At 52.3% G+C, this 15,392-nt stretch carries 12 protein-coding genes; 7 read left to right on the plus strand and 5 right to left on the minus strand.

Annotation, left to right across the window (positions count from 1 at the left end; translation table 11 throughout):
* Window positions 1–475: 475 nt before the first annotated feature.
* Window positions 476–3,673, plus strand: coding sequence for an isoleucine--tRNA ligase (ileS, locus tag ACYQ27_RS01485; RefSeq protein ID WP_460040869.1), 3,198 nt, complete (start codon window positions 476–478; stop codon window positions 3,671–3,673).
* A 42-nt stretch (window positions 3,674–3,715) separates the two neighbouring features.
* On the opposite strand, the gene ACYQ27_RS01490 is transcribed toward ileS, so the two are convergent.
* Entirely contained in the window at window positions 3,716–3,886 is a 171-nt protein-coding gene (locus tag ACYQ27_RS01490) for an antitoxin VapB family protein (protein WP_460040870.1), read from the minus strand.
* A 158-nt stretch (window positions 3,887–4,044) separates the two neighbouring features.
* Complete coding sequence (locus ACYQ27_RS01495) at window positions 4,045–4,359, minus strand: hypothetical protein (protein ID WP_460040871.1); 315 nt, start codon at window positions 4,357–4,359, stop codon at window positions 4,045–4,047.
* 429 nt (window positions 4,360–4,788) lie between these two features.
* On the opposite strand from ACYQ27_RS01495, the gene ACYQ27_RS01500 reads away from it, so the two are divergent.
* Entirely contained in the window at window positions 4,789–5,841 is a 1,053-nt protein-coding gene (locus ACYQ27_RS01500; protein WP_460040872.1) for an AAA family ATPase, read from the plus strand.
* Here the strand turns inward: ACYQ27_RS01500 and ACYQ27_RS01505 are convergent.
* Window positions 5,838–6,926 (minus strand): radical SAM protein, encoded by a 1,089-nt coding sequence (locus ACYQ27_RS01505; protein WP_460040873.1) that lies wholly within the window; start codon window positions 6,924–6,926, stop codon window positions 5,838–5,840. The two genes, ACYQ27_RS01500 and ACYQ27_RS01505, sit on opposite strands and share 4 nt — an antisense overlap.
* A 58-nt stretch (window positions 6,927–6,984) precedes the next feature.
* On the opposite strand from ACYQ27_RS01505, the gene ACYQ27_RS01510 reads away from it, so the two are divergent.
* A complete protein-coding gene (locus tag ACYQ27_RS01510) occupies window positions 6,985–7,347 on the plus strand; it encodes a ribonuclease P protein component 2 (RefSeq protein WP_456452894.1) in 363 nt (120 codons plus the stop codon).
* Here ACYQ27_RS01510 and ACYQ27_RS01515 read toward each other — a convergent pair.
* Window positions 7,344–8,684 carry a glycogen/starch synthase gene (locus ACYQ27_RS01515; RefSeq protein ID WP_460040874.1) on the minus strand — a complete coding sequence of 447 codons (1,341 nt, stop codon included), beginning with the start codon at window positions 8,682–8,684 and terminating at the stop codon, window positions 7,344–7,346. The genes ACYQ27_RS01510 and ACYQ27_RS01515 overlap by 4 nt on opposite strands.
* Window positions 8,685–8,693: 9 nt before the next feature.
* Window positions 8,694–9,719 carry an HTH-type sugar sensing transcriptional regulator TrmBL1 gene (trmBL1, locus tag ACYQ27_RS01520; protein WP_456452888.1) on the minus strand — a complete coding sequence of 342 codons (1,026 nt, stop codon included), beginning with the start codon at window positions 9,717–9,719 and terminating at the stop codon, window positions 8,694–8,696.
* An 81-nt stretch (window positions 9,720–9,800) separates the two neighbouring features.
* Here trmBL1 and ACYQ27_RS01525 point away from each other — a divergent pair, with 81 nt between their 5' ends.
* The 4 genes from ACYQ27_RS01525 (at window position 9,801) to ACYQ27_RS01540 (ending at window position 15,370) form a co-directional block, all read left to right on the plus strand.
* A complete protein-coding gene (locus ACYQ27_RS01525) occupies window positions 9,801–11,690 on the plus strand; it encodes an alpha amylase N-terminal ig-like domain-containing protein (RefSeq protein ID WP_460040875.1) in 1,890 nt (629 codons plus the stop codon).
* A 104-nt stretch (window positions 11,691–11,794) separates the two neighbouring features.
* A complete protein-coding gene (locus ACYQ27_RS01530; protein ID WP_456452884.1) occupies window positions 11,795–13,099 on the plus strand; it encodes an extracellular solute-binding protein in 1,305 nt (434 codons plus the stop codon).
* A gap of 49 nt (window positions 13,100–13,148) precedes the next feature.
* Window positions 13,149–14,051 (plus strand): carbohydrate ABC transporter permease, encoded by a 903-nt coding sequence (locus tag ACYQ27_RS01535; RefSeq protein ID WP_456396809.1) that lies wholly within the window; start codon window positions 13,149–13,151, stop codon window positions 14,049–14,051.
* On the plus strand, window positions 14,048–15,370 hold the full coding sequence (locus ACYQ27_RS01540; protein WP_456452882.1) for an ABC transporter permease subunit: 1,323 nt from the start codon (window positions 14,048–14,050) through the stop codon (window positions 15,368–15,370). Before ACYQ27_RS01535 ends, ACYQ27_RS01540 begins: the two co-directional genes overlap by 4 nt.
* Window positions 15,371–15,392: the final 22 nt, after the last annotated feature.

The raw sequence follows: 15,392 nt of genomic DNA on the forward strand, positions 1-15,392 counted from the left end.
TTGCATCTGGCTTTTCCTCCAGTATGCCGCCTAATAAACTTTTGGCCCGCTGTGGTTATGGGGGGCTTTAGGATGCCCGGGTCTGCTGGGGCATCATGAATCCCATCCTAACGGCACCATTTGAGGTTTTTTGCTTGTTCAAGGTATCTTCTGAAGTTTACTCCCCAACCATGCAACCATCAACAATCTTAAACACGCCGGGCATAGGGGGTGTATCTAAAATTGTTGTTAAGTTGTGCGGTTGGCCATTCAGGTGGTTTTTCTCCGAGGGTGCAAAAATTTCAGTAAAGCCTCAAACAAAACAACACCAACTTTGGACACGCCGGGCATATGGGAAAGCTTTATAAGCAAAATTCCCCAACTTTGGCCGATGCCGATGAGGGGGGAGTGTTTTATCCTTCGCTTTGAATAAACCCTTAGGCTCTTCTTCTGATCTAGCCATTTCACCGTTTAAATGTTGCTGGAGGGTTTTAACATGATAAAGGAACCGGAGTTTAGGGAGTATAACCCAGGGAAGCTTGAGGAAAAGGTCGAGCGCTTTTGGAAAGAAAACGGGGTCTATGAGAAGGTGAAGGAAAGCAGGGCAAAGGGGCCGAAGTACTACTTCCTCGATGGGCCGCCCTACGTCAGCGGTGCTATACACCTCGGAACGGCCTGGAACAAGATAATCAAGGACATGGTGATAAGGTTCAGGATGATGCAGGGCTACAACGTGAGGAGGCAGCCGGGCTTCGACATGCACGGCCTCCCGATAGAGGTAAAGGTCGAGCAGGCGCTCGGGCTCAGGATAAAGAAGGACATAGAGACCGAGATAGGAGTTGACGAGTTCATACGGAAGTGCAAGGAGTTCGCCCTCAACAACCTCAAGGTAATGACCGAACAGTTCAAGATGCTCGGCGTCTGGATGGACTGGGACAACCCCTACATGACCATAAAGAACGAGTACATTGAATCAGGCTGGTTCACGCTCAAACGCGCGTGGGAGAAAGGATTGCTTGAGAAGGACAAGAGGGTTCTCCACTGGTGCCCGCGCTGTGAGACGGCTTTGGCCGAACACGAAGTAAGGGGAGAGTACAAGATAAGGGAGGACCCCAGCATATACGTCAAGTTCCCGGTCGAGGGCAGGGAGAACGAGTACCTCCTCATCTGGACGACCACGCCCTGGACTCTCCCGGCGAACCTTGCCGTCACCGTCCACGCGGACTACGACTACGCCAAGGTCAGGGTCGAGACCGATGGCGGGGAAGAGTACTGGATAATAGCGAAGGCCCTCGTTGAGAGGGTTCTGAGCGAGGTCGGCGTTAAGGGAGAGATAGTCGAGGAGTTCAGGGGTGAGGAGCTTGAGGGACTCCGCTACGTTCATGTGCTGATGGATGAGTACCCTGCACAGAAGGAGTTCCGCGAGGGGTACGAGTGGGCTCACAGGGTTATCCTCGGCGAGCACGTGACCCTCGGAGAAGGCACCGGCCTCGTCCATACTGCCCCCGGCCACGGTGAGGAGGACTTCGAGATAGGCAGGGAATACGGCCTGCCGGTTTACAGCCCGGTTGACGACGAGGGACGCTACACCGAGGGAAGGTGGAAGGGAACCTACGTTAAAGATGCAGACCCGGAGATCATAGAGCACCTTCGCGAGAAGGGCTACCTCGTGAAGGCCGGAACGATAGAGCACAAGTACCCGCACTGCTGGCGCTGCAAGACCCCGCTCATATTCCGCGCCACAGACCAGTGGTTCCTCAAGGTCAGCAGGGTGAAGGACAGGATAATCAAAGAGAACGACGAGAAGGTCACCTGGTATCCGGACTGGGTGAAGGTGCGCTACGACAACGGTGTCATGAACTCGGGCGATTGGGTCATAAGCAGGCAGCGCTACTGGGGAATACCGCTACCGATATGGCAGAGCGAGGACGGCGATATACACGTCGTTGGCTCCTTCAAGGAGCTGGTGGAGCTCAGCGTCGCAATAGAGGTGAACGGCGAGAGGATAGAGCTTCCCGAGAGCTATGAGGAGAAGCTCAAGCTTATAGAGGAGAAGCTCGGCCCTGAAGATTTGCACAGGCCCTACGTCGATGCATTCATCATAAAGGTCAACGGCAAGGAGATGCGCCGCGTCAAGGACGTCGTTGATGTGTGGTTCGACAGCGGAATAGCCAGCTGGGCTTCGCTGGATTATCCGCGCAACAAGGAGCTTTTCGAGAAGCTCTGGCCGGCCGACTTCATAGTCGAGGGTGAGGACCAGGTCACCAAGTGGTTCTACTCCCAGCAGGCCGCCAGCGTTATAGCCTTTGACACAGTCCCATACAGGCACGTGGCGATGCACGGCTACGTCCTCGATGAGAAGGGCGACAAGATGAGCAAGAGCCTCGGCAACATCATACGGCCAGAGGAGGTCGTCCAGAGGGAGGGAAGGGATCCCTTCAGGTTCTACATGCTCTGGGCGACGAACCCGTGGGAGAACCTGCGCTTCAGCTGGAAAGGATTAGCACAGGTCAAGAGGATGCTCAACATACTCTGGAACGTGTATGTGCTGTCAGCGACCTACATGAGCCTCGACAGCTTTGACCCGACGAAGCTCAAGCAGGAGGAGCTTCCATTCCGCGAGGAAGATAAGTGGATACTCAGCAGGGTCAACGGGCTCATAGGCGACGTCACCGAGGGAATTGAGACCTTCAGGCTCACAAGGGCCACCAGGACGATATACCACTTCGTCGTTGAGGACCTCAGCAGGTGGTACGTGAGGCTCATCAGGAAGCGCATGTGGGTCGAGGGCGACGACCCGGACAAGCTCGCCGCCTACTACACCGTCTGGAAGGTCTTCGACGTCCTGCTGAGGCTCATGGCTCCCTTCACGCCATACATAGCCGAGGAGATATACCAGAACATGCTCAGACCCTTCGTCGGTGTGGAGAGCGTCCACATGCTCGACTGGCCCAAGGCTGATGAGGGGGCAAGGGACGAGGAGCTTGAGCACGAGATGGAGTACGTCAGGAGGATAGTCGAGGCCGGCTCTTCAGCGAGACAGAGGGCCAAGATAAAGCTCCGCTACCCGGTCAGGAGGATAATCGTCGAGACGGAGGATGAGACCGTTGCAAAAGCCGTCGAGAGGCTCAACAGAATACTCCGCGACCAGCTCAACGCCAAGGAAGTTGTTGTAGGAAAGGTCGAGCGCGAGCTCGTCATCAAGCCCAACTTCGCCAAGGTTGGTCCCGAGTTCAAGGGCGACGCGAAGCTCGTGATAGCGTGGATAAACGAGAATGGAAAGGAGCTCTACGAGAGGGGCGAGATGGACGTCGAGCTCGAAGGAAATACCTTCCACCTCACGAGGGAGCACCTCAGCGTGGAAGAGAAATTGCCAGACTTCTTCGTCAGCGAAGACTTCGAGGGCGGAAGGGTCTTCGTGGACAAGACACTCACGAGGGAGCTTTTGGCAGAAGGACTCGCGAGGGAGTTTGTCCGCAGGATACAGGAGATGCGCAAGAGGCTCGACTTGGACGTCAACGACAGAATCGTTGTTACCATAGAGACCACCGACGAGAACCGGGAACTGCTCAGCGAGAATCTCGACTACATAATGAGAGAGACGAGGGCAACCGAGGTAATCTTCGGCGAGGCGAAAGGATTTACCGTCGAGTGGCCAGAGGTGCAGGCGAAGATAGGGATTGAGAGGGTTTAGTCCCTCTCACTTTTCCACGAGTTTTATCTTTAGCCACTTCTTTCAGTCTTTATCAATTGCCATTGGGATCCACCTGTTCATCCACTCCTCAACTTCTTTCAGCATTTCTCTGAATCTCTCAACTTCTTCCTCGCTCATACTCCCAAATGCAATCATCAGAACATCAAGGTTGCCTTTCATCTCCCTCCTTGAAGTGGGCTCCTTGCCTGCCATGTTGAAAACTTGGCCTCCCACTACTTAACCTTTGCCTCACCCAAAGAGCATCTCCCACGCCACCCACAGCTGGGCAACAACGATGAGCGTTAAGATTAAAGCAGTCAACTTTCTGCTTTTCTTTGGCCCGTAGAGGCCAGCAAGACCAAAGAGGAAGTTTAACCAGAAAGTTCGAGGAGTGAGCTCACCAAGTTAGTACTTCTGCCAAGGGCCATGAGCTCCCCGATGGGATCATCTCCAGCCGGATAGCCGGAGTGGAGCGCGATGAGCCTGACAGCTATGAGAACCATCGTAAAGATAATGCTGTACTTTATGGCGATGTCAATCAAAAGCGCTCTGTGTGGTTCTTTGCCAGTGAGGGTTCTGTAGAGGGAAAGCGGGAAGATTATTATCCAGATGACTATCGAAACCCCGAGCACGAAAAAGGCAAAGATATCGGCAAAGAGAGCTATTCCGTTGAGAATCCCCCTCAACGGATTACCTGTCATCAGCAAGATACTAGCGAAGAGGCCCCAGAAGACAAATGTTTTTCCGATTATGTCGAAGATCTCCCTGGAAAGATAGAGCCTGCCATGGGTCTTCTCGATGATTTCTGATAGCCTTTTGATGTCCTCGCGGGAGTAGCCGTAGCGCTCAAGGGCATTCCCAGTGAAGTACAGAGCCGCGATGAGAAAAAGAGATCAGAAGAATGAGAACCGCGAAAAGGTTCACGGCGTTAAGGTTTTCTCTGGTTTGAGGAACGTAGAACCACATGCCCATCAGAAGGCGAGGAGAGCCAGCAGGGGCAGGAGGAAACCGCGAACGAAGTTCCTTTGCATGAGAGTTAATATTCCCCGTATGATAAACAACCCTTTCGAAACCCTTATAACTTATGCCTCCGTAAGTTACTTATGGTGGCGTAAGTGCTGTTCGACCTGAAGCCAAAGGGCAGAAGAGAGGAGATATTTGACAGGGAAAAGGAGTTCAGAGAACTGGAGAAGAGCATCGAGAGATATCCGCTGACGCTTCTCCTCGGGATAAGACGCGTGGGGAAGAGTTCCATCCTCCAGGCTTATCTCAACGAGAACCCTGGAATTCTAATAGACTGCAGGGAGCTCTACGCCGAGAGCGGGCACATAACCAGGGACGACCTCATCCGGGAGCTCCAGTCGAAGGGAAGCATCTTCCAGAGAATAGCCTCGAAGTTCAGGGTAAAACTGAACCTGAGGTTCCTTCAGATTGAGCCCCGGGATGCCTCCCTCCGGGAGATATTCAGGGAGCTGAATGAACTCGGAGAAAAAACCGGGAAGTTCATTATAGCCTTCGACGAGGCCCAGTACCTCAGGTTCTACGGCTCTCGGGGTGGAAAGGAGCTCCTGGCGCTGTTTGCCCACGCATACGACAGCCTGCCCAATCTACGGATCATACTGACGGGCTCGGAGGTTGGACTTCTGCATGACTTTCTCGGCATAGACGACTATGAGAGCCCCCTCTACGGAAGGGTCGGGGGAGAGATATACGTAAAGCCCTTTGATAGTGAGACATCAAAAGCATTCCTGCGGGCAGGATTTAAAGAGGTAGGGGTTGTAGTACTGGAAGAAGACATTGAGAAGGCCGTCTCCATACTCGACGGCATACCCGGCTGGCTCGTTCTCTTTGGGGCGAGATACCTCGAAACCCATGACTTTCAGAGGGCTATGGAGTCAACCCTCAACATCGCCAAAGGTCTCCTCCTTGGCGAGCTCTCAGAGCTTGAAAGACGGAGCAGGCGGTACATTGGAATTTTAAGGGCGATAGCACTGGGTTACAACAGGTGGAGCCTCATACGGGACTACTTAGAACTCAAGAAAATGAGAACCCCCGAGCCGAGACTTCACGAACTTCTGAAGAACCTGAAGAAGATGGGCTGGATCGAAGAAGAAAACGGGGAGTACAGGCTGACCGACCCGCTCCTGAGACTTGCCCTCAGGGATTAGGGCAGCGGAACCCTCTCCACCTCTATCCGATCCCACGTTGGATACTCCTCGACGATGAAGAAGCGAACGTCACCCTCTATTGCTTCGGCCAGTTCCAAGGCAACCTCTTCAGGCATCTCTATCCTTCCTTTCTCACGGTTGAGGTAGAGCCACTCCTCCGGGACTTCCGCCTCCTCCACGAGGAGTTTGTAGAGCTCGTCCAAATCACCGTATTCCGCTATGCCAAACCGAAGCGTCCCCTCCTCGGTTATCTCCATGTAGGGCCTAGCGACGTTCCCCGCCATCCTCCTCAGCCTGTTCCTGAGCTGGACGGAATCTTTCAGCTTCGCGGTGCAGAGGTGGTAGCTCAGCGATGTGTTCTCCTCTCCCCACTCTAGGAGCCTTAAGCCCAGCTCAAGGGAGCCCTTTATTGCCGCGCTCTCATCGCTTATCGGCCTGTACCCCCTGTCGAGGATCGCCCTGAGGTTCGTCTCGCTGAACTCAAGCTCGTTCACGTTGAGGAACTTCGCTCCGAGCTTGTCTAAAAACTCCGCGTACCACCTCATCCTCTCGAACTGACCCGGAATCGAAGGAATCTCACCGCCGACATCCCAGTCGAAGTCGAAGGCGTTGCGAATGTTCTCAATCTCCACCTTGAAGAGCCTTGAGTTCGGATTGAATAGGTCCGGGTGGAACCGTATCTCATCCAGACCGGCATCGTATAGCTTTTCGAGGTTCTTCCCGGTTGCCAGGGCGCCCGTGGTGTAGAGGTGAACATGGAAGTCCTCGCCAAAGCGCTCCTTAAGGAGCCTGATGTACCCGACCGTCCTGTTAAGCCTCGCCAGCGGGTCTCCACCGGTAACGCCGGCCCCTCTGGCCTCCATCAACAAGGCTTCCTCAATGACATCGTCCAAGCCTTTGACTGGCCTCTCGTTGGCGTAGATGACGTCTCCTCTCCTCCACGGACTCAGCGGGCAGTAGAAGCAGTCCCTCGGGCAGGCTCCGGTCGTGAAGAGGACTAACTTTTCCCCCCTAACGCAGAGCTGGCAGCCCTTCGGCAACCCGCGGACGGCGTATGAAAAGTAAGGTGTTTCCCTCGCACTCATGGGGGATTGTTCGGGGTAGCACTTAAAAAGGTTGGCGGGCAAAGTTGAGCAGATGCCTATGAGGGAGAAGCCGAAGTATTTACCCCCAACCCTTCGCGATAAGCACCGCTACATAGCCTTTCAGGTGATCGGGGAGAGGCCGTTTAAGAGGGACGAGATAAGGAGGGCGGTATGGGATGCGAGCCTCTCAGCGCTCGGTGTTCTCGGCTCGGCCAAAACCAAACCCTGGCTAATCAAGTTCGACGAGAAGAGCCAGACAGGAATCATCAGAGTTGATAGAAAGCATGTCGAGGAGCTGCGCTTCGCCCTGGCCCTCGTAACAGGGATAAACGGCTCAAAGGCCATCTTCAGAACCCTCGGCGTTTCGGGGACAATAAAAAGATTGAAAATAAAGTTTCTGAAGGAGTTCGGGTGGCGCTAACGAACGAAGGATATGGCTTTATCCACGCTGTCCCTGTAGACCTCCAGATACCTCCTGCATGCCGCCTCCCATGTGAATGACCTGACCCTCACTTTCCCGTTTTCCCTTAGCCTGTTAAGGGTCTCCTCATCAAGCTCCTTTGCCCGTATCATGGCCCTCGCAAGGGCGAATGAGTCCCTCGGAGGAACGAGCATCCCGCTGGCATTCTCAGGATCAGCGTCTATGTCTATTATGGTGTCCTTTATACCCCCGACGGCCGAACCTATTGGCACGGCACCGAGGCACATAGCCTCAAGCTGGACGAGCCCGAATGGCTCAAAGTAGGAAGGAACCACGACGAAATCCACCGAGCCGTAGAGCTCCCTGGCCTCCTCCCTTTTGAGGAGCCTTGTCACCGCCTTGAAGTTCGGGAAGCGGTTTTCCATTGCATGCGCCCACCTCTCAAGTCCGGGGTCTCCCTTGCCTATCACGATAAAGCGCATCTCGCTGAACGCCGGGTCTTTGGAGAGCAGCTCTATTGCATGGAAGAGGGTATCAACTCCCTTCTGTGCCTTGTCAAAGCGCCCTATGAACATGAATGTCTTGCCATCACTCATGCCGAACTTTTCAAGGATTTTTTTCCTGCGTTCTTTCCTGTCCCCGCTTAGGAATGCCTCGTTCCAGAAGGAGCAGTCTATTCCGTTGAACACGTGAGTTACCTTGCCCTCGAACATGCCGAAGAAGCCCCACTCCTCCCACATGTAGCTCCTGCTGACGGTTGTCACCGCATCTGCTATGTATGCCAGCGTGTGCTCGGGGTCAATATCTGGATAAGGCGCCAGCTCCCCAACCTGGGCGTCATGGAAGAAATGGCCGGGTATCTTGGCTTTGTTGAGTCTGTGGATTGTTGCAGTAAGGGGGATGTGGAAGTACTTCTTGATGAGGGCCGCTGCAAAGACCGTGTGCCAGTCATGGGCATGCACTGCTTCCGGCTTTTCCTCACTTTTCAGGAGTTCATTGAGCAGGCCTGCACTTGCCTTTCCAAAATGAACGGTCTTTTGAAGCAGTCCTTCCCATCCGGGACCATAGACATCGGGATTATCGAGGAGGACATCACTCAGGGCAAACACCCTGACACCGTTCTGGTTCCTTTCGTATGCCTTGACCTCGAACTCTCCCCCAAATGCTGCAATCCTGAAAGCCGCTGCCTCCTTCCCTCCAATACGACCGTGGGAGGGTGTGAAGACGAGGACTTCATGTCCCAGCTTTGCCAGCCCTTCCGCTATGCTCGTAACAGCCTCCGCCAGTCCGCCCACCTTCACGGGCAGATATTCAAATGCAAGTAAAAGCACCTTCATTCCGACCACCTACTCAAGCAGTATGAACTTTTCCCCTTCTATGTCCTCAAAGTAGCTTCCGAGACCGCCGATCTTCCATTCCTTCCCTGCCATGTCCCGAACTGTTATGCTTGCGGTCAGGGGAGTGTATTCATATTCGACAACCTGGCCTTCGAGGTTTATGGGCTCTTTACTCTCAACGAGTCTGCCCGCAATTTCGGCCTTCTTCGGAAGGGAGGTGTGCTTGAGAACGGTTATAAGTGTTCTGATGTTGACCAGACTCAGCGGCTTTCCGATATTTCCATACTCTATCGGCTTAACGACCTCGCTGTTGTCCAGATATATCGTGTAGAACCAGTGCATGTAGTTCTGGATTATCTTCGGACTCTTGGCCCAGAATGAGTAGAACTTCTCCCTTCTCCTGTCCCTGGGCAATGCGCCGAAGAAGAGGGCATAGTCGATGTCCCCTATTATCCAGCTCGCCATGAGCCACGGCGCCCCTCCGCTTCTGGCAAGCAGCACGTTATCCCTTCTGAGCCACTCCGGGACTTCGTCGAAGTTGCTTATTATCACGAAAACGATGTCCCTTCTCTTCCTTATCTCCTCCCTGAGGAGCCGGAGGAACTCAAATGGCGTGTTTATAAGCACCTCGTACTTCGCTGTCCTTATGATATACTCGGCCCTTTCAAGGGTGTTCTCAAAGCCGTGTATCGTCCAGATTTCGGGGAGGTCTTCCCCATGAACGGAGCGGTACAGTTCGAGAAAGGCTTTTTTCAGGCCGTCTATGTCCCTTATGAAGTCCTCTTTGAGCTTTTCAAGCACGACCTCGGGATTGACCGGCTTGTAGAGCCTTGGAGTGCCGTGCATCACGTCAACGAAACCCTTCCTGTGAAGGGAGCTCAGGACGTCGTAGACCCTCGTGTGCGGGATGCCGCTTTCCTTTGTCACGTCAGTTGCCTTACAGGGGCCGAGCTTCAGGAGGGTTATGTATGCCAGACTCTCATACTTCGTCAGTCCGAGCTTCTGAAGTTTTTCAACAATCTCTTCCTCGTTCATATCCATGCCTCCAAAGATTTTAATATTCACTTGCGTCAGTTTAAACATCGGCGGTGATACTGAAATAGGGTGGTGGTCAACATGTATAAAACTTTCGCATTCAGGGATGATGACATTATGGGAAAGGTGGCCTCCGTTGAGTTCTCGATTCCGAAGGAGGGGAGCTATGCGTATCTCCTCGGAAATTTCAACGCCTTCAACGAGGGCAGTCTCAGGATGAAGGAGAGGGGGGACAGATGGAGCATAACCCTTGAGTTGCCCGAGGGAGTTTGGTACTATGCCTTCTCAATAGAGAGCACGAAACTTTCTGACCCCGAAAATCCTGAAAGGGCGCTTTACCGGAGGCTCTCATACAAGATGGAGGATGAGGTGAGCGTTGCGAGGATATTCTCTGGGGAGGAGTTCTACCACCACCCTTCCCTGACGTACCTCTACTCCTTCGGGGACAGAACCTATGTGCGCTTTAGGGCGGTGAAAGGGAGGGTCGAGAAGGTTTATTTAGTCTCCGGGGACAGAATTGAAATGCGGAGGAAGGCCTGGGATGAGCTGTTTGATTATTTTGAGGCACATCTGCCCCTGAAGGGAGAGATGGAGTACCACTTTGAGATTCATACTGATGGCGGTGTTGTGGAGTACGGTGATTTCAGGGCATCACCGGGGGAATATCCCTTCCCGGAATGGGTGCCTGACAGGGTGTTCTACCAGATCATGCCTGACCGCTTTGCCGGGAGCCTCCTGGGGATTATTGAAAAGCTCGGACATCTCGGGAATCTGGGAATAAACGCCCTGTATCTGACCCCCATCTTTGAGTCCACCACCTATCACGGCTATGATGTTACCGACTACTACCGCGTGAAGGAGGGTGATGAAGCGTTCGAGAGGCTCCTTAAGGAGCTGAAGGAAAGAGACATCAGGCTGATTCTCGATGGTGTTTTCCATCACACGAGCTTTTTTCACCCCTATTTTCAGGACGTCGTAAAAAACGGGGAGAGGAGCAGGTACAGGGACTTCTACCGCATCACCCGTTTTCCCCCGGTCACGGAGGAGTTTCTGGATGTCCTGGGCTCTACGGCCCCATGGAGGGAGAAGAGCAAAAGGCTCAGGAAGATCGGCTGGGGCTATGAGAGCTTCTTCTCTGTCTGGCTTATGCCCCGTCTGAACCATGAAAACCCCGAGGTCAGGCATTTTATCGCTGACGTGATGGAGCACTGGCTTGAAAGGGGAGCGGACGGCTGGAGGCTCGATGTGGCCCACGGCGTTCCGCCGGAGCTCTGGCGTGAGGTGAGGAGAAAACTGCCGGAGGATGCATACCTTATAGGTGAAGTCATGGACGATGCCCGGCTGTGGATTTTTGATAAGTTCCACGGCACGATGAACTATCCCCTTTACGAGGCCCTCCTGCGGTTCTTCGTTTACGGGGAGATGGATGCGGGGGAGTTCCTAAACTGGATTGAGCTCCTGAGCGCGCGCTACGGGCCCGCGGAGTTCCTCATGTACAACTTTCTGGACAATCACGATGTGGAGCGTTTCCTTGGACTGGTGGGAGATAGAAGGAAGTATCTGTGCGCCCTTGCGTTTTTGATGACGTACAGGGGGATTCCGTCAATATACTACGGCGATGAGGTAGGGCTCGAAAACATAGACGGTTCTCCCATGGAGCGTTCAAGGGGCCCGATGAAATGGAATTCCGAGGAATGGGATAGGGAAATACTTGAGACAACAAAAGCGCTGGTAAGGCTACGGCGTGAAAGCAAAGCCCTCCAGATGGGGGTATTCTTGCCGCTGGTCTTCAGGGATGGGCTGCTGGTCTATGAGCGGGTTTATGGTGATGAGAGGATTTTGGTGTGCATTAATTATTCAGAAGTCACGCGGAAACTTAACTCAACTTCGGATTATGAAGTCATAATTGGTCATATAAACAATAATCTCCTTGATCCATGGTCATTCTGTATAGCCAGAAGGTTTTGTTGAGGCCCATCTTTGGACATGTGATATATACCTGCACATGGAAGCGCAAGGTATATATATCACTGAGAATGATACTAATACACCGAAATCATGACAGGTGATAGGCTATGAGGAAGGGAATATTTGTCCTGTTTTTAGTTGGAGTTTTGGTTTTTGGAGTGGTGGCCAGCGGCTGTATCGGTGGAGGAGGAACAACCACCACATCGAGCAGTGCACCAGCGACCAGCTCGACTTCAAGCTCAACCACAAGCACTACCACAACCACAACAACTACCCAGCAGAAAGTTGAAACGGTTGTAATCTGGCATGCTATGGGACCGGATGAACTTAAGGTCTTCCAGGATCTGGCTTCTGAGTTTGAGATTGAGCATCCGAACATCCAGATCAAGTTTGAGAAGAAGGCTGACCTTGAGACATCCCTTAAGGCGGCAATACCCGCCGGTCAGGGACCTGACCTCTTCATCTGGGCTCACGACTGGATTGGAAAGTTTGCAGAGGCGGGAATGCTTGAGCCAATTGACGAGTATGTAACGAAGGACATCCTTGATAAGTTCAGTCCCGTGGCCCAGAAGGCTATTGAATATGATGGACACTACTACGCAATGCCCTTTGCGGCCGAGACTGTTGCACTCATATACAACAAGAAGATGGTTACGGAGCCGCCGAAGACATTTGAGGACATGAAGAAGATTATGGAGAAGTACTACAACCCGGACAAGGGCACGTACGGTCTTGCAACACCGATGGATCCCTACTTCCTCTCAGGATGGGTTCATGCCTTTGGAGGATACTACTTCGATGACAAAACCAAGAAGCCCGGTCTTGACCTGCCCGAAACCAAGGAGGGCTTTGAATTCTTCTTCAAGGAAGTGTTCCCGTATGTGGCTCACACCCAGGACTACAACGCTCAGGTTGGTCTCTTCCTTGACGGCAAGGCCCCCATGATGGTAAACGGTCCATGGAGCATACCCAGCGTTAAGAGCAAGGGCATAAACTTCGGTGTTGTCCCCCTGCCGCCCATAACCGTGAATGGGAAGACATACTACCCGCACCCCTACGGTGGTGTCAAGCTCATTTACTTCGTCAAGGGCATAAAGCATAAAGAAGCTGCCTGGGAGTTCGTCAAGTGGCTCACAACAAATCCTGATGCCGTCAAGACCCTCGCCCTTGAGAACGGCTACATTCCGGTTCTCAAAGAGGTCATGAATGACCCCGAAATAAAGGCGGATCCCGTCTTGAATGGATTTGGTCAGGCTGTTCAGCATATGTACCTGATGCCAAAGAGTCCGGCCATGGGGAGCGTCTGGGGTCCGGTTGGGACAGCAATCACCGACATCATAGCGGGCAAGAAGACCATTGATCAGGCTCTTAAGGATGCCCAGAGCGAGATACTCCAGAATCTCAAGAGTTGAGAATTTTTCTCTTTCTTTTAATAGTTTTAACTTATTAGGGGGTGTGGATATGCGCAAAAGAACTGGGACTGCCCTTGCGTTGATACTACCCGGACTGATAGCGTTCATGTTTTTCAACATCTACCCGATACTGTACTCGATATATATATCTTTCACAAACGCACAGCTCGGAAACTTTCCCATACAGGCTCCAAATGCTCCAAAATTGGAATTTGTGGGTCTGGAGAACTTTAAGTGGGCTCTGGGTGATGCGGGTTTTAGAACTGCTTTTCTGTGGACATGGATTTTTGTTGCTACAAGTGTTACCCTCAAAGTTACTGTTGGCCTGTTTCTCAGTATTTTATATAACAACAAGTATGTTAAAGGGAAGTTTATCTATAGAGCTCTTCTGATAATTCCGTGGGCTCTACCCCTGCTGTTCTCTGTCATGGTGTGGCGTTTCATGCTTGATCCCGTGGTGGGACCCATAAACATAATACTCAGGGATATCGGCATCGCGAATCCTCCTGACTGGACCGCCAGTGCCACTTGGGGATTTGTGGCACTGAACATTATAGAGGTCTGGCTGGCATATCCATTCATGATGACCGTTATAACCTCGGCATTGCAGTCCGTTCCGGATACGCTGATAGAGGCGGCGATCATAGACGGGGCCAGCTACTGGCAGAGGCTCACGAGGGTCGTCATTCCGATAGTCAGCAAGCCTATAGCGTTTGCCACGATACTGACCTCTGCAGCGAGCTTCCAGTACTTCCTCGTGCCGTTCATATACAATGGGGCTCTATTTCAGGACAAATTCCTCCTCCTGTATGGATATATGAAGGCTTTCGGAGCAGCAATACCGCAGTATGGTAAGGCCGCTGCGGTTCTTTTGATAGCCACGATAGTGCTGGCTATTTACATGCTGGTTAGCATGAAAATTACGAAGCTTCAGAAGGGGGCGGGAGCATGAGAAGGAGTGAGCTTGGAAAAACGGTGGCAATGACACTCTTGGCACTGGTTGTTATGGGTATTATATTATTCCCGGTTTACTATATTTTTACGATATCTCTCAAGCCCTCTGGAGCACTCGCAACGACTCAGCTTGAGTTGATCCCGCGGAACATAACTCTGGAGAACTACAGGGAAATCTTTTTCGGGCATGAAGAAGGAGTATTAAAGACGAGAGGTTTCACCCTGAAGACTGAAGATGCAGTCATTACGGATCCCCTCAACAGATTCAGGATGGAAGTTAAGAACGGAAAAATAGAAGGCAAGCGCTCGTCAGCGAGGCTGTCTCTATCAAATATAAAAACAAAGAAAATAGAAGGCGGCACCAAGAGGATGAAAGAGGATGGGTCAACGGTAATTGTGGGAGGTAAATATCTTCTGGTTAAAGCGGGCAGAATAAGCGCCGTGCTCGGTGTCAGAAATATAAATGTTTCGGGCGAGGAGATTATACTAACCGTCAGCGATACAAAAAATCTCCCCGTTGACCTTTCCAAGTTCGAGAAGACCGGCAACAACACATATGTGGCCAGAAGTGCAACAATATACCTGCCTCAGGGAGGAATGATAGATGCTAGGAATGACATTTTGGAGTCTAAGAACTTTGAATACATCGTGCTATCGAAAGTAGGTGGTAATGTCTGGGGCTACATGAAGAGGAGCCTTATAATAGCCTCTCTCACGGTGCTGCTGACCCTGCTCCTTGTGATACCCTCGGCCTATTCCTTCTCAAGACTTAAGTTCTTCGGAAGGGAGCACACGCTCTACTTCTACCTTATGTTCACACAGGTCTCGGGAGGTCTCGGAATAGCCGGACTGGTGGCGCTCTACGGAATGCTCGTCAAACTTCACCTGACCAACAACATCTATGTTCTCCCGGTCATATACTCGGCAGGAAGCGTGCCATTCAACACGTGGCTCCTCAAGGGCTATCTGGATTCAATATCAACGGACTTCGACGAAGCGGCGTTGGTCGACGGTGCCAGCTACCTCCAGATCATACGGCACGTGCTCATACCGATGGCCCTGCCAGGAATAGCTACCGTGGCGGTATTCGCATTTATAGGTGGGTGGACGGAGCTTATCTTGGCAAACCTCCTTCTGAGTGAGAATAACTATCCACTGACTGTATGGTTATATACGATGCTTTCAAATCTAAGATCAATCTCATGGAACCAGTTTGCGGCTGCAGCGCTGATATTCGCCCTGCCGGTCTTCATAATGTTCCTGCTCTCCCAGAACTACATAAGGAGCGGACTAACCCTTGGTGGTTTGAAGGAATGAATTTGGGGTGGTGAAGATGAAG

The sequence above is a fragment of the Thermococcus atlanticus genome (genome assembly GCF_054657855.1).

Bases quoted from the DNA above. Each gene is read 5' to 3' on its own strand.
- ileS (WP_460040869.1), top strand. From the start codon at position 476: ATGATAAAGGAACCGGAGTTTAGGGAGTATAACCCAGGGAAGCTTGAG.
- ACYQ27_RS01490 (WP_460040870.1), bottom strand. From the start codon at position 3,886: ATGGCAGGCAAGGAGCCCACTTCAAGGAGGGAGATGAAAGGCAACCTT.
- ACYQ27_RS01505 (WP_460040873.1), bottom strand. From the start codon at position 6,926: ATGAGTGCGAGGGAAACACCTTACTTTTCATACGCCGTCCGCGGGTTG.
- ACYQ27_RS01510 (WP_456452894.1), top strand. From the start codon at position 6,985: ATGAGGGAGAAGCCGAAGTATTTACCCCCAACCCTTCGCGATAAGCAC.
- ACYQ27_RS01515 (WP_460040874.1), bottom strand. From the start codon at position 8,684: ATGAAGGTGCTTTTACTTGCATTTGAATATCTGCCCGTGAAGGTGGGC.
- trmBL1 (WP_456452888.1), bottom strand. From the start codon at position 9,719: ATGAACGAGGAAGAGATTGTTGAAAAACTTCAGAAGCTCGGACTGACG.
- ACYQ27_RS01525 (WP_460040875.1), top strand. From the start codon at position 9,801: ATGTATAAAACTTTCGCATTCAGGGATGATGACATTATGGGAAAGGTG.
- ACYQ27_RS01530 (WP_456452884.1), top strand. From the start codon at position 11,795: ATGAGGAAGGGAATATTTGTCCTGTTTTTAGTTGGAGTTTTGGTTTTT.
- ACYQ27_RS01535 (WP_456396809.1), top strand. From the start codon at position 13,149: ATGCGCAAAAGAACTGGGACTGCCCTTGCGTTGATACTACCCGGACTG.
- ACYQ27_RS01540 (WP_456452882.1), top strand. From the start codon at position 14,048: ATGAGAAGGAGTGAGCTTGGAAAAACGGTGGCAATGACACTCTTGGCA.